We start from the raw sequence: 12,645 nt of genomic DNA, 5'->3' as shown, positions 1-12,645 counted from the left end.
CGTCCATCGTGACCCGCTCGGCAGGACTTGTCAAAGAGAAAGCGCGCTTTCCTTCTCGAAGACGAGGGCCTACTCTGACAGCTGTCATGACTGAAGCGATCACTCTCTCCGGCGGCGTCGTCAAGCGCCCGCACCTCCTCGCCGACGGACGCGAGCTCGTCTACTTCGACGACGCGGACACGTCGCTGCCGCCCGAGCGCGCGGCCGACGCCCGCGAGCTCGACCCCCGGCCCGCGACCGCGAGGATGCGGCAGGACGTCCTCACCGGTGAGTGGGTGTCGATCGCCGCATCTCGGCAGAACCGCGTGTTCCTGCCCCCGGCCGAGCTCGACCCCCTGGCGCCCGCCTCCCCCACGAACCCGTCGGAGGTGCCGAGCCGCTACGACGTCGCGGTCTTCGAGAACCGCTCGCCGTCGTTCGGCCCGCTGCTCGAGGACGAGGACGCTCCCGCCTCCCTCGAGGATCTCCGGACCCTCGGGCTCGGCCGCGCACTGACGAGCGTCGGCCGCTGCGAGGTCGTGTGCTTCAGCCCCGAGCACGAGGGCTCCTTCGCCACCCTGACCGCCTCCCGCGCCCGCACCGTGGTGGAGGCGTGGGCCGACCGGGTCGCCGCGCTGTCGGCGCTGCCCGGCGTGCAGCAGGTCTTCCCCTTCGAGAACCGCGGGGAGGCGATCGGCGTCACGCTGCACCATCCGCACGGGCAGATCTACTCCTACCCCTACGTCACGCCGCGCACGACGCGCCTGCTCGCCTCGCTCGACTCCTACGGCCCGTCGCTCTTCGCCGACATCCTCGCCTTCGAGCAGGCGGGCGAGCGCATGCTGATCCGCGGCGAGCACTGGAGCGCGTTCGTGCCGTTCGCCGCCCGCTGGCCGATCGAGGTGCACCTGCTCCCCCACCGCCACGTCGCCGACATCAGCGAGACGACACCGGAGGAGCGGGATGAGCTGGCTGAGGTCTACCAGCGCCTGCTCCGCGGCATCGACGCTCTCTACGACTCGCCCACTCCCTACATCTCGGCCTGGCACCAGGCCCCGGTGCACGAGAGGCGCGACGAGGTGCGGCTGATGCTGCAGATCACGTCCCCGCGCAGGGCGGAGTCCAAGCTCAAGTACCTCGCCGGCAGCGAGGCCGCGATGGGGGCCTGGATCGGGGACATCGCGCCCGAGACCAGCACCTCCGCCCTGCGAGCCGCGATCGAGCGCGCCGACGCCGCGACCCTCGCGGCCGAGGTCGCGGAACGACCGGACGCCGCCCTTCCCGAGAACCCCGAGGTGACCCGATGACCGACGTCTCCGCCTCCCTCGACGCCGTCGCCGAGCGCGCGGCCGCCGACTTCGAGCGCGCCTACGGGCGGCCCGCCGTCGGTGTCTGGGCGGGCCCCGGCCGGGTGAACCTCATCGGCGAGCACACCGACTACAACGACGGCTTCGTGTTCCCGTTCGCCATCGACCGCGCCACCGCCATGGCCGTCGCCCCGCGCGAGGACCGCGTCATCCGGATCGGCAGCGCGTTCTCTCCCGAGCACGTCGAGATCGCGATGGACGACCTCGGACCGGGTGCCCTCGACGGCTGGTCGGCCTACCCGCTCGGCGTGGTCTGGGCTCTGACCGAGTACGGCGTCGACCTCGCCTCCCGCAGCGGATTCGACGCCTTCGTCGACTCCGACGTCCCGGTCGGCGCCGGCCTCTCGAGCTCGGCCGCGCTGATGTGCGCGATGGCCGTCGCTCTCGACGAGCTCTGGGAGCTGGGGCTCGACCGCGCGACGCTCGCTCGCGTCGGGCGCCGGGCCGAGAACGTCGCCGTCGGTGCGCCGACCGGGATCATGGACGAGTCGGCGTCGCTCTTCGGACAGCGCGACTCCGCCGTGTTCCTCGACTGCCGCAGTCTCGACACCGAGGTGATCCCTTTGGGCTTCGAGGAGGCGGGTCTCGTCCTGCTGGTCATCGACACCCGGGTCGAGCACGCGCACGCGACCGGCGGGTACGCCGAGCGCCGCGCCTCCTGCGAGCTCGGCGCCTCGACGATGGGAGTGGAGTCGCTCCGCGAGCTGTCGGTCGACGACCTCCCCCGCGCGCAGGAGCTGCTCGACGACGTCACCTACCGCCGGGTGAAGCACGTGGTCACCGAGGACGCGCGGGTGCTCGAGACGGTCCGCACCCTCCGCGAGCAGGGTCCCGCCGCCATCGGCGGGCTGCTCGACGCGGGCCACGTCTCGCTCCGGGACGACTTCGAGATCTCGGTCCCCGAGCTCGACACGGCCGTCGAGGCCTCGAGGGCGGCCGGGGCGATCGGCGCCCGGATGACGGGCGGCGGCTTCGGCGGCTCGGCCATCGCGCTGACCCCGGTCGAGAAGGAGGAGGAGGTCCGAGCGGCGGTCCTCGACGCCTTCGAGGCGAAGGGGTACCGCACTCCGGAGCTGTTCCTCGTCACCGCGGCCGACGGCGCGGGGCGCGTGCGCTGAGGCGGCCCGCCGGCGGATCTCGAGACGCCCGCTGGTGGGCTGCTCGATCAGCAGGAGCCCGCCTGCCGGTCGAGCAGCCGCCGCAGGCGGCGCCTCGAGACCTACCGCCCACGAAACTCACGCGATGGGCGGCACGACCGGCCGTCGGTCGCCTCCGGTGACGACCACGAGCTTGTCGATGCTCGTCGGGTAGACCGTGTGCGCGTGCCCCGCCGCGGCCCAGACCGTGTCGTAGCCGCCGAGGGCCTCGTCGACGACAGTGCGCAGGCGACGCAGGTGACCGACCGGCGCGACACCTCCGATGGTCTGCCCCGTCGCCTCCTTGACCGTGGAGGCGGGCGCGCGCGTGATCGCGCCGCCCAGCTCCTCCCCGAGCCATGCCGTGTCGACGCGGTGGCCGCCGCTGGTCAGCACCAGCAGCGGCTCCCCGTCGAGGAGGAACACCAGCGAGTTCGCGATCTGGCCGACCTCGATCCCGAGGGCGGCCGCGGCGAGCGCCGCCGTCGACGCGGCCTCGTCGAGCCAGCGCACCGGAGGGTGCACGCCGTGCTCGGCGAGATCGGCGAGGACGCGGTCGACCGCGGGGTGGCTTCGTTCGCTCATGCCGCCGAGGCTAGCGGGCGGGTCAGGCCTTCAGCGTCGCGATGTCGATGACGAAGCGGTAGCGGACGTCGGAGGCGAGCACGCGCTCGTAGGCCTCGTTGATCTGCTCCGCCGAGACGACCTCGACCTCGCTCGCGATGCCCTTCTCGGCGCAGAAGTCGAGCATCTCCTGGGTCTCGCGGATGCCTCCGATGCCCGAGCCCGCGAACGAGCGGCGGGCGCCGAACAGCGTGAACACGTGCAGCGGCAGGGCCTCGGCGGGCGCGCCGACGTTGACCATGGTGCCGTTGCGGCGCAAGAGCCCGAGGTAGGCGTCGAGATCGAGCGGAGCGCTGACCGTGTTGATGATGATGTCGAAGGTGTTGGCGAGCGTCGTGAACGTCTCCTCGTCCTTCGTCGCGTAGTAGTGGTCGGCTCCGAGGCGGAGTCCGTCCTCCTTCTTGCTCAGCGACTGCGAGAGCACGGTGACCTCGGCGCCCATCGCGTGCGCGAACTTCACGGCCATGTGGCCGAGACCGCCGAGACCGACGACGGCGACCCGCTTGCCGGGGCCCGCCTCCCAGTGCGACAGCGGCGAGTAGGTGGTGATGCCCGCGCAGAGCAGCGGTGCGGCGGCCTCGTAGGGGATCGACTCAGGGACGCGGAGCACGAAGTCCTCGACGACCACGACGTGGGTCGAGTACCCGCCCTGCGTGACGGTGCCGTCGCGGTCGACGGAGGCGTAGGTGCCGGTGTTGCCCTTCAGGCAGTACTGCTCCTCGCCGGCGAGGCAGTTCTCGCACTCGCGGCAGGAGTCGACCATGCAGCCGACGCCGACGCGGTCGCCGACGGAGTGCTTCGTGACCTCGGAGCCGACCTCGGCGACGACGCCGACGATCTCGTGGCCGACGGTCAGCGGGTACTGCACCGGACCCCACTCGCCGCGCACGGTGTGGATGTCGGAGTGGCAGATCCCCGAGTAGGCGATCTCGATGAGCACGTCGTGGGGTCCGACATCGCGGCGCTCGATCGTGGTGGGGACGAGCGGCTCGGTGGCGGAGGGGGCGGCGTAGGCGTTGACGGTGAGCATGTGTTCTCCTCGTGGGGCGGGCGCAGTCGTGGGGCGGGCGAGGTGGTGTGGCGGGCACGGTCGTCAGGAAGGCACAGACGAGTGTCGGGGCCTGACGGGGGGGGTGGACGCGACTGCGCATGCCCAGGCTATCGAGGCGGTCTGGACGGTCGCCGTAGGCTCGGAGCATGCGGAGCACGATCGATCTGAACGCCGATCTCGGCGAGGGCTTCGGCGTGTGGGAGCTCGGCGACGACGACGCGATCCTCCGGGTGGTGTCGAGCGCGAGCGTCGCCTGCGGGTTCCACGCCGGCGACCCCTCGATCATGCTCGCGCGCTGCCGCACGGCGGCCGCGCGGGGAGTCGCGGTCGGCGCCCACGTCTCGTACCGCGATCTCGCCGGGTTCGGCCGGCGCGAGATGCCCGTCGGGAGGGACGAGCTGTACGCCGATGTCGCCTACCAGATCGGCGCCCTGCAGGCGGTCGCGCGGGCGGCGGGCACGACCGTCCGGTACGTCAAGCCGCACGGCGCCCTCTACAACCGCATCGTGCACGACGAGGCGCGGGCGGAGGCGGTGGCCGCCGCGGTCCGCGACGTCGCGCCGGCGCTGCCCCTGCTCGGACTCGCCTCCTCCGCGATCGAGCGGGCGGCCGCGGACGCCGGGGTGCCGTTCCTCCGCGAGGCGTTCGTCGACCGCGGGTACCGCGCCGACGGCACGCTCGTGCCCCGCGGCGACGAGGGTGCCCTGCTCTCGGACGCGGCGCTCGTCGCCTCCCGCGCTCGGCGCATGGTCACCGAGGGCGTGGTGGAGGCGATCACCGGCGAGACCCTCGCGATCGAGGTCGACTCGCTCTGCGTCCACGGCGACTCGCCGGGCGCCCTCGCGATGGCCGAGGCGGTGCGCGCGGCCCTGGCGGAGGCGGGCGTCGCCCTCGCGCCCGCCGCGCCGTGATCGAGGCGCGGCTCCTCCCCTCCGGTGACCGGGCCGTGCTCGTCGAGGTCGCCGACCTCGACTCGGCGCTCGCCCTCTCCTCCGCCCTCGAGCGCACGCGGGCTGCCGGGGTGCTCGACCTGGTCCCCGCGGCTCGGACGGTGCTGGTCGTCCTCGACACGGGACTCCTGGCGCTGACGGACGCGGCGCGGTGGATCCGCGCGACGGCCGCGACCGCCGACTCCGCCGAGGCCGGCGTCGGCGGGCGACGGCACGACCTCCTCGTCCGCTACGACGGAGCCGACCTCGCCGCCACCGCCCAGGCCCTCGGCTGGAGCAGCGAGGAGCTCGTGCGACGGCACACGGCGACGCCGTGGCGGGCGGCGTTCGGAGGCTTCGCGCCCGGCTTCGCCTACCTCCTCGCCCTCGGTCCCTGGCCCGAGATCCCGCGACGAGCAGAGCCGCGCACCCGCGTCCCGGTCGGGTCCGTCGCCCTGGCGGCGGGCTGGTCGGGGGTCTACCCTCGCTCCTCCCCCGGCGGCTGGCAGCTGATCGGCTCGACGGAGGCGACGCTCTGGGACGTCGAGCGGAACCCGCCGGCGCTGCTCGCACCGGGCGACGAGGTCCGCTTCCGGGCGGCGCCGTGAACCTCCGCGTGCTCGATCCCGGACCGCTCGCGCTCGTCGAGGACGAGGGCCGCCCGGGGTACGCCTCCCTCGGGGCGGGGCGCTCCGGGGCGATGGACCGCGGCGCGCTCCGGGCTGCGAACCGGCTCCTCGGCAACGAGGAGGGGGCTGCGGTGCTCGAGCTGCTCGGCGCGGGCTTCACCGCTCGGTTCGAGGCGGCGGCCTGGTTCAGCGTGTCCGGCGGGGAGGGACTCGCGACGCTGGACGGCAGAGTGCTGGACCGGATGCTGCCGACCCTCGCAGCCCGCGGATCCGTCCTTCGGCTGGGTCCGATGCGCTCGGGCGTGCGCAGGACGGTGGCGGTGCGCGGGGGCTTCGCGGTGCCGTCCTCTCTGGGCTCCCGGTCCCGAGACACCCTCTCGGCGCTGGGTCCGGAGCCGCTCAAGGCGGGAGAGCTGATTTCCGTCGGCCGGCCGCGCCATCCGCTGCCGGTGATCGACTGGTGGCCGTTCGACGCCGCCGGTCGGGACTCGGTGCTCGCCGTCCATCCGGGGCCGCGGCTCGACCGGCTGCCCGCAGGGACCTGGCAGCGCCTGCTCGAGGAGCCCTGGCGGGTCGGGACCGACGCCGATCGCGTCGGGATCCGCCTCTGCGGCACCCCACTGTCGATCGGCGACGCCGGGGAGCTGCCGAGCGAGGGGCTGGTGCACGGATCCGTGCAACTGCCGCCGTCGGGTCTGCCCGTGATCTTCGGGCCCGATCACCCGGTGACCGGCGGCTACCCGGTGATCGCGGTGGTCGACTCCGGAGCGCTGGATCTGCTCGCTCAGCTGGCGCCGGGAGCCGACGTGCGGTTCAGGGGCGCGCGCCGAGCGCAGGATCCCGGCGGCTCGCGCCGAGGCGCCTAGCCCAGCGCGCGCTCGGCCGCCGACACGACGTTGTGGATGAGCATCGCCCGCGTCATCGGGCCGACGCCGCCCGGGACGGGCGACAGCCATCCGGCCACGTCCGCGACCGCGGGAGCGACGTCGCCCGTGAGCTTCGCCTTCCCCGTCGCGGGGTTCTCGACGCGGGAGATGCCCACATCGAGCACCGCGGCGCCCGGCTTCACCCAGTCGGCCTCGATCAGCCCGGGGACGCCCACGGCCGCCACCACGATGTCGGCCCGCCGCACCTCGGCGGCCAGATCGACCGTGCGCGAGTGGGTGAGGGTGACCGTCGCGTCCAGGCCCTTGCGGGTGAGGAGGAGGCCGAGCGGTCGGCCCACGGTCAGCCCGCGGCCGATCACGACCACGTGCCGACCCTGCAGCGGGATGTCGTAGCGCTTGAGCATCTCGACGATGCCGTTCGGCGTGCAGGGCAGCGGGCTGTCGAGCTCGCCCTCGACGCCGAGGACGAGGCGTCCGAGGTTGGTGGGGTGCAGGCCGTCGGCGTCCTTGTCGGGATCCATCAGCTCGAGCATCGCGTTCTCGTCGATGCCCTGCGGCAGCGGCAGCTGGATGATGTAGCCCGTCACCGCCTCCGACTCGTTGAGCTCGCGGATGGCCAGGCGGATGTCCGCGGCCGACGCGGTCGCGGGGAGGTCGACGCGGATCGACTCGATGCCGACCTCGGCGCAGTCGCGGTGCTTGCCGGCGACGTAGGAGCGCGAGGCGGGATCATCGCCCACCAGGAGGGTGCCGAGACCGGGGACGACACCCCGCTCGCGCAGAGCGCTCACGCGCTCGGTGATCTCGGCCTTGACCGCCGCCGCGGTCGCGACTCCGTCGAGTACCTGTGCCGTCATCTCGAAACTCCTCGTGTCGGGGCGCACGGGAGCACCGGGACGCATCCCGGCGCTCCCGTCGGAGGGGCCTAGAGGCCCGGGTAGAGGGGGAAGTCGTCCGTCAGGCGGGCGACGCGGGCGCGGAGCGACCCGAGGTCGGCCGAGGGCTTGAGCGCCTCGGCGATGACATCGGCCACCTCGGTGAACTCGTTCTCGCCGAAGCCGCGGGTCGCGAGTGCGGGGGTGCCGATGCGGAGCCCCGAGGTGACCATCGGCGGGCGCGGGTCGAACGGCACCGCGTTGCGGTTGACCGTGATGCCCACCTCGTGCAGCCGGTCCTCGGCCTGCTTGCCGTCGAGCGGCGAGTTGCGGAGGTCGGCCAGGACGAGGTGCACGTCGGTCCCCCCGGTGAGGACGTCGATGCCCTCGGCCTTCGTGTCGGCGGCGGTGAGGCGCTCGGCGAGGATCTGCGCACCGCGGATGGTGCGCGTCTGACGGTCGGCGAACTCGGGCTCGCCCGCGAGCTTGAACGCAGTCGCCTTCGCGGCGATCACGTGCATGAGCGGGCCGCCCTGCTGCCCGGGGAAGACGGCGGAGTTGAGCTTCTTGGCGTACTCCTGCTTGGCGAGGATGAGGCCGGAGCGGGGGCCCGCGAGCGTCTTGTGCACGGTCGAGGTGACGACGTCGGCGTGCGGGACCGGGGACGGGTGCAGGCCTGCGGCGACGAGCCCCGCGAAGTGCGCCATGTCGACCCAGAGCTTCGCGCCGACCTCGTCGGCGATCGCGCGGAAGGCCTCGAAGTCGAGCTGACGCGGGTAGGCCGACCAGCCGGCGATCAGGACCTGCGGGCGGACCTCGAGCGCCTTCTCGCGGACGGCGTCCATGTCGATGCGGAAGCTCTGCGGGTCGACGCCGTAGGAGGTGGCGTTGTAGAGCTTGCCCGAGAAGTTCAGCTTCATGCCGTGGGTGAGGTGGCCGCCGTGCGCCAGCTCGAGCCCGAGGATGGTGTCGCCGGGCTGGATCAGCGCGGCGAGCGCCGCCGCGTTCGCAGTCGCTCCGGAATGGGGCTGCACGTTCGCGAACTCGGCACCGAAGAGGGCCTTCGCGCGGTCGATCGCCAGCTGCTCGGCGATGTCGACGAACTCGCAGCCCCCGTAGTAGCGGCGGCCGGGGTAGCCCTCGGCGTACTTGTTCGTCAGGACCGAGCCCTGCGACTCGAGGATCGCCCGGGGGACGAAGTTCTCGCTCGCGATCATCTCGAGGTAGCCCCGCTGGCGGTCCAGCTCCTGCTGGAGGACGGCGGCGATCTCGGGGTCGACCACCGAGACGGGCTGGTCGAACGTGGTGGCGAGTGCGGTGCTCGCGGCGGAGGAAGAGGACACGGACGCTCCTTGGATGGGAAACGGATGGTGCCCGCGCGGTCGCAGCGAGGCGACACGGCTCGTACGGGCGACCCGGACTACGGTATCCGTTCCGACCCAGGCGTGCGGCAGGAAAAGTGTCCGGCAGAGGTGCGCCGGAGGAGGTGCCGCTCCCTGATGGTCACCCATCCGAACGCCAGTCGCGACGCCCTCAGCTTAGCAAGGAGGCGGTGGGCTCGGAGCGAGCCGGGTTCCTGACGTCGGCTCACGTCTGTGCGAGGATCTCTCGGAGGCGCCCTCGCTCGAGGCGCGGGGAGGAGCGCGATGAGCGTCACTCCGGTCGCGCGCGGTCGGCACCGCCGGCCCGCCCTCGACGCGCTGGGCGACTCCGAGCTGATCGTCCTGGTGCGCGGCGGCGAGAGGGCCGCCTCGGCCGAGCTCTGGCGGAGGCACGCGGCGGCGGCCCGCACGGTCGCCAGGGCGTGGTCGAGTTCGCTCGATCCCGACGACCTCGTCTCGGAGGCGTTCCTGCGCGTCCTCTCCGCCCTCGAGCGCGGCTCGGGTCCGGAGGGGGCCTTCCGCCCCTACCTGTTCACGGCGGTCCGCAACGTGGCCGCCTCCTGGGGCAGGCGTCAGGATCGCGAGCGCCCCCTGGAGGCGGTGGAGGACGTCGTCGCCCCTGGACCCGGGCCGGAGGAGAGCGTCCTGGCGGCGGCCGACCGGGATCTCGGGGTGCGCGCGTTCCGGGCGCTTCCTCCGCGGTGGCAGGAGGTGCTCTGGTACACCGAGGTCGAGGGCTCTCCCCCGCGCAGGTCGCGCCGATCCTCGGCCTGCGGCCGAACTCCGTGGCGGCGCTCAGCCACCGGGCGCGCGAGGGCCTGCGAGGCGCGTGGATCCAGGAGCACCTCGGGGACGGACCCGCGAGCGAGGAGTGCCGCTGGGTGCTCGATCGAGCCGGGGCCCACGCTCGCAATCGCCTCCCGGCGCGGGACCGGCTGAGGGTGCGGTCGCACCTGGTGGAGTGCTCGGAGTGCAGGGCGGCGCTGGCCGAGGCCGAGAGGGCGGGCGCACGCCTGGCCACGGTGCTGCTCCCCCTGGTCGCCGGAGTCGGAGGCGCCGCGGCGTTCGTCGCGGGCGGCGCCGGGGCGGGCGCGGCGGGAGGGACGGCGACCGCCGGCGCGGCGGGAGGTGCCGGAGCGGCGGGAGGTGCCGGAGCGGCGGGAGGTGCCGGAGTCTCGGGCGGTGCCGGAGCAGCGGGCGGACTCGCCGCCGTGGGGGCGATCGCGGCGGGCCTCGTGATCGTGGCCGGCGTCGCGGTCGCGGCGCTCCTGCCGACGTCGCCCGGGTCGCCCGGAGTCGCCGGGACGGTGCTCTCGGAGACCGGCGATGGAGCGTCGGAGCCTACGACCGCCGCCACTGCTGAGCCCACGCCCGCGACCACGACCCCTGAGCCCACCACGACCACCGAGCCCACCGAGCCCGGCCGGCCCGGCGAGCCTGGCGACGTCGCGGCTGCGGCTCCGGCCCTCTCGACCCCCGTCGCGCCGCCTCCGGAGCAGCCGGTCGCCCCCCTCGCGCCGACGCCGACGGCCGGGCCGGCCACCGACTCCACGCCGCGGCCGGCCCCCGCCCCGACGGCGTCACCGACGCCTGCGCCGACTCCCACCCCCACTCCGACCGCGACTCCGACTCCGACGCCCACTCCGACCGCGACTCCCACGCCGACTCCGACTGGGACGCCGACCCCGACGAGCACCGCGACGCCCACTCCCAGCCCCACACCCACTCCGACCGCCACGCCCACGGCGACCCCGGCGCCCACGCTGTCCCTCTCGACCGACCCCGAGAGGCGCCTGCTCCCCTCCGCCGCCGGCACGGCGACTCCCGGCTCGGCCATCGCGATCACCGACGCGACGAGCGGGCTGGTCTACGCCGAGACCCGGGCCGCACCCGACGGCACCTGGTCGCTCCCCGTGCTGACGCTCCCCCCGGGAGAGACGGCCGTCGTCGTGCAGGCCGTCGCGCCCGACGGCACCGAGACGATCGGGACACCGCAGAGCGTGAGCCTCCTCGCACCCAATGTGCTCGCTCCGGCCACGGCGGCCGCCGCGGACCGAGTGCCCGTGCTGGTGCTCGCCGAGTCGGGGATCGTCCAGATCCTCGTGGACGACGTGGTCGTCGTGGAGCGCGAGGTGTCGGGTCGCGGTCTCGTGACGACGCTCACCCTCGGGGCCGGACAGCACGTGATCGGCGTGCGCTACGCCTCCGCCGACGGCCGTGTCGGGGCCACGGAGCAGACCGGCATCGTCGTCCGCTGACGCCCGCGGCGCGGTCGCACCTGCCGTCGGAGGCGCCGCGGGCGGCCCGCGGCGGCCGATATCCTGAGCGGATGCAGTCCGACCGCGCCGTGCCCGCCTCCGACCGGCCCGTTCCCACCGGCACCGAGTTCACCGGGACGGGGGATCGCCGACCGGGCAACCACTGGACCCTCACCTTCGCCTGCCCCGATCTGCCGGGCATCGTCCACGCCGTCTCGGGGGCGGTCGTCGCGGCGAAGGGGAACATCACCGAGAGCCAGCAGTTCTCGAGCGCCGACACCGGGCGCTTCTTCATGCGCCTGCAGGTCGAGGCGCCGGTGACGCGCGAGGTCTTCGAGAAGGCGCTGCAGCCCATCACCGAGCACTACGGCATGACCTGGCGTCTCGACGTCGTCGGCCGACCGCTGCGGACCCTCGTGCTCGCCTCCACGGCAGCGCACTGCGTGAACGACCTGCTGTTCCGCCAGCGCGCCGGGCAGCTGGCGGTCGACGTGCCGCTGATCCTGTCGAACCACGGCAGCCTCCGCGATCTGGCGGAGTTCTACGGCGTGCCCTTCGAGTCGCGCCCCGTCGTCTCGCCCGAGACGAAGCGCGCCTTCGAGGAGCGGATCGTGCAGGTCGTCGAGCAGCACGACATCGAGCTCGTCGTCCTCGCGCGCTACATGCAGATCCTCTCGCCGGAGCTCTGCGCCCGCCTCGCCGGCCGGGCGATCAACATCCACCACTCGTTCCTCCCCGGATTCAAGGGAGCGAACCCCTACAAGCAGGCGCACTCGCGCGGGGTGAAGCTGATCGGTGCGACCGCGCACTTCGTCACCAGCGATCTCGACGAGGGCCCGATCATCGAGCAGAACGTGGTGCGCGTCGAGCACTCCCACTCGGTCGCGCAGCTGGTCGCCATCGGTCAGGACGAGGAGAGCCGCACCCTGACCCAGGCGGTCAAGTGGTTCGCCGAGGACCGCGTGCTGCTCGACGGGGCGCGCACGATCATCTTCCGCTGACCCGATCCGCCGACCCCGGCAGTCCGAGACGGGCCGGATACGATGGTCCGCGTGAATCGAGCAGGAGCGACCGCCGCGGGCACCGACGTCAGGATCGGTCCGAACGACGTGCTGCGGTTCCTCCTGGAGCTGTTCGCCTTCACCACCTTCGGCATCTGGGGATTCACGACCTGGGGCGTGCCGCTGAACATCGTCTTCGGGGTCGGCGCGCCCGTCGTGGCGATCCTGGTGTGGGCGCTGTTCCTGTCCCCCCGCGCAGTCGTGGCGATCGACGTCTACGGGCGCTCGCTGATCGAGCTCCTGGTGATGGGCGCCGCCGCGGTGGCGTGGCTCGACCTCGGTCAGCCGATCGTCGCGATCGTCTTCGGAGTGCTCGCCGTCGTCAGCGGCATCATCGCGGGGCGACGCTCGCTCTCCTGACCCGCCGAGCCCGGTGGTGACCCCGGAGGCGCACCTCCGGCTCGCAGAACCGCTCTCGGCTCGTCGGAACGGCCGATCCGCGCGAGCCGAACGCGATCCTGCAAGCC

The 12,645-nt window shown here is 73.5% G+C and carries 13 protein-coding genes and 1 riboswitch; of the genes, 9 read left to right on the top strand and 4 right to left on the bottom strand.

What is annotated here, in order from left to right:
* Window positions 1-86 precede the first annotated feature (86 nt).
* On the top strand, window positions 87-1,286 hold the full coding sequence (galT, locus tag B9Y99_RS03100) for a galactose-1-phosphate uridylyltransferase (RefSeq protein WP_085475117.1): 1,200 nt from the start codon (window positions 87-89) through the stop codon (window positions 1,284-1,286).
* Window positions 1,283-2,464, top strand: a complete 1,182-nt coding sequence (gene galK / locus B9Y99_RS03095; protein WP_085475116.1) for a galactokinase — start codon at window positions 1,283-1,285, stop codon at window positions 2,462-2,464. The genes galT and galK overlap by 4 nt, the downstream gene beginning before the upstream one ends.
* Window positions 2,465-2,581: 117 nt before the next feature.
* Here galK and B9Y99_RS03090 read toward each other — a convergent pair whose 3' ends face one another.
* Window positions 2,582-3,067, bottom strand: coding sequence for a YbaK/EbsC family protein (locus B9Y99_RS03090; RefSeq protein WP_085475115.1), 486 nt, complete (start codon window positions 3,065-3,067; stop codon window positions 2,582-2,584).
* Window positions 3,068-3,089: 22 nt separating this feature from the next.
* A complete protein-coding gene (locus B9Y99_RS03085) occupies window positions 3,090-4,136 on the bottom strand; it encodes an NAD(P)-dependent alcohol dehydrogenase (RefSeq protein ID WP_085475114.1) in 1,047 nt (348 codons plus the stop codon).
* Between the two features lie 167 nt (window positions 4,137-4,303).
* Between B9Y99_RS03085 and B9Y99_RS03080 the strand changes: the two genes are divergently transcribed.
* From B9Y99_RS03080 to B9Y99_RS03070, 3 genes are read left to right on the top strand one after another with little or no spacing between them, the layout of a single operon-like run.
* On the top strand, window positions 4,304-5,068 hold the full coding sequence (locus tag B9Y99_RS03080) for a LamB/YcsF family protein (protein WP_085475113.1): 765 nt from the start codon (window positions 4,304-4,306) through the stop codon (window positions 5,066-5,068).
* A complete protein-coding gene (locus B9Y99_RS03075; RefSeq protein WP_244274751.1) occupies window positions 5,065-5,694 on the top strand; it encodes a 5-oxoprolinase subunit B family protein in 630 nt (209 codons plus the stop codon). Before B9Y99_RS03080 ends, B9Y99_RS03075 begins: the two co-directional genes overlap by 4 nt.
* Before the next feature lie 8 nt (window positions 5,695-5,702).
* Window positions 5,703-6,581, top strand: a complete 879-nt coding sequence (locus B9Y99_RS03070) for a 5-oxoprolinase subunit C family protein (RefSeq protein ID WP_085476210.1) — start codon at window positions 5,703-5,705, stop codon at window positions 6,579-6,581.
* On the opposite strand, the gene B9Y99_RS03065 is transcribed toward B9Y99_RS03070, so the two are convergent.
* Both B9Y99_RS03065 and glyA read right to left on the bottom strand, forming a co-directional pair.
* Window positions 6,578-7,459, bottom strand: a complete 882-nt coding sequence (locus tag B9Y99_RS03065; protein WP_085475112.1) for a bifunctional methylenetetrahydrofolate dehydrogenase/methenyltetrahydrofolate cyclohydrolase — start codon at window positions 7,457-7,459, stop codon at window positions 6,578-6,580. The genes B9Y99_RS03070 and B9Y99_RS03065 overlap by 4 nt on opposite strands.
* A gap of 68 nt (window positions 7,460-7,527) precedes the next feature.
* Window positions 7,528-8,820, bottom strand: coding sequence for a serine hydroxymethyltransferase (gene glyA, locus B9Y99_RS03060; RefSeq protein ID WP_085475111.1), 1,293 nt, complete (start codon window positions 8,818-8,820; stop codon window positions 7,528-7,530).
* Window positions 8,821-8,907: 87 nt separating this feature from the next.
* A riboswitch (ZMP/ZTP riboswitch) is annotated at window positions 8,908-9,013 on the bottom strand.
* A 110-nt stretch (window positions 9,014-9,123) separates the two neighbouring features.
* Here glyA and B9Y99_RS03055 point away from each other — a divergent pair.
* The 4 genes from B9Y99_RS03055 (at window position 9,124) to B9Y99_RS03040 (ending at window position 12,538) form a co-directional block, all read left to right on the top strand.
* Complete coding sequence (locus tag B9Y99_RS03055) at window positions 9,124-9,798, top strand: RNA polymerase sigma factor (protein WP_085475110.1); 675 nt, start codon at window positions 9,124-9,126, stop codon at window positions 9,796-9,798.
* The gene (locus B9Y99_RS03050; protein WP_165759520.1) at window positions 9,741-11,117 is read left to right on the top strand and encodes a zf-HC2 domain-containing protein; all 1,377 of its coding nucleotides are present in this window, start codon (window positions 9,741-9,743) and stop codon (window positions 11,115-11,117) included. The genes B9Y99_RS03055 and B9Y99_RS03050 overlap by 58 nt, the downstream gene beginning before the upstream one ends.
* A gap of 71 nt (window positions 11,118-11,188) precedes the next feature.
* The gene (gene purU / locus B9Y99_RS03045) at window positions 11,189-12,118 is read left to right on the top strand and encodes a formyltetrahydrofolate deformylase (RefSeq protein ID WP_085475108.1); all 930 of its coding nucleotides are present in this window, start codon (window positions 11,189-11,191) and stop codon (window positions 12,116-12,118) included.
* Between the two features lie 51 nt (window positions 12,119-12,169).
* Window positions 12,170-12,538 carry a YrdB family protein gene (locus B9Y99_RS03040; RefSeq protein ID WP_244274750.1) on the top strand — a complete coding sequence of 123 codons (369 nt, stop codon included), beginning with the start codon at window positions 12,170-12,172 and terminating at the stop codon, window positions 12,536-12,538.
* Window positions 12,539-12,645 lie beyond the last annotated feature (107 nt).

It is taken from the genome of Rathayibacter oskolensis (assembly GCF_900177245.1).
GTDB classification, from domain to species: Bacteria; Actinomycetota; Actinomycetes; order Actinomycetales; family Microbacteriaceae; genus Rathayibacter; species Rathayibacter oskolensis.
Note: the sequence above shows the minus strand (reverse complement) of the source record. Positions and strands in the feature narration are given on the sequence as shown.

Excerpts from the sequence above, each read along its gene's own strand:
- galT (WP_085475117.1), top strand. The coding sequence starts at position 87 with ATGACTGAAGCGATCACTCTCTCCGGCGGCGTCGTCAAGCGCCCGCAC.
- galK (WP_085475116.1), top strand. The coding sequence starts at position 1,283 with ATGACCGACGTCTCCGCCTCCCTCGACGCCGTCGCCGAGCGCGCGGCC.
- B9Y99_RS03090 (WP_085475115.1), bottom strand. The coding sequence starts at position 3,067 with ATGAGCGAACGAAGCCACCCCGCGGTCGACCGCGTCCTCGCCGATCTC.
- B9Y99_RS03085 (WP_085475114.1), bottom strand. The coding sequence starts at position 4,136 with ATGCTCACCGTCAACGCCTACGCCGCCCCCTCCGCCACCGAGCCGCTC.
- B9Y99_RS03080 (WP_085475113.1), top strand. The coding sequence starts at position 4,304 with ATGCGGAGCACGATCGATCTGAACGCCGATCTCGGCGAGGGCTTCGGC.
- B9Y99_RS03065 (WP_085475112.1), bottom strand. The coding sequence starts at position 7,459 with ATGACGGCACAGGTACTCGACGGAGTCGCGACCGCGGCGGCGGTCAAG.
- B9Y99_RS03055 (WP_085475110.1), top strand. The coding sequence starts at position 9,124 with ATGAGCGTCACTCCGGTCGCGCGCGGTCGGCACCGCCGGCCCGCCCTC.
- purU (WP_085475108.1), top strand. The coding sequence starts at position 11,189 with ATGCAGTCCGACCGCGCCGTGCCCGCCTCCGACCGGCCCGTTCCCACC.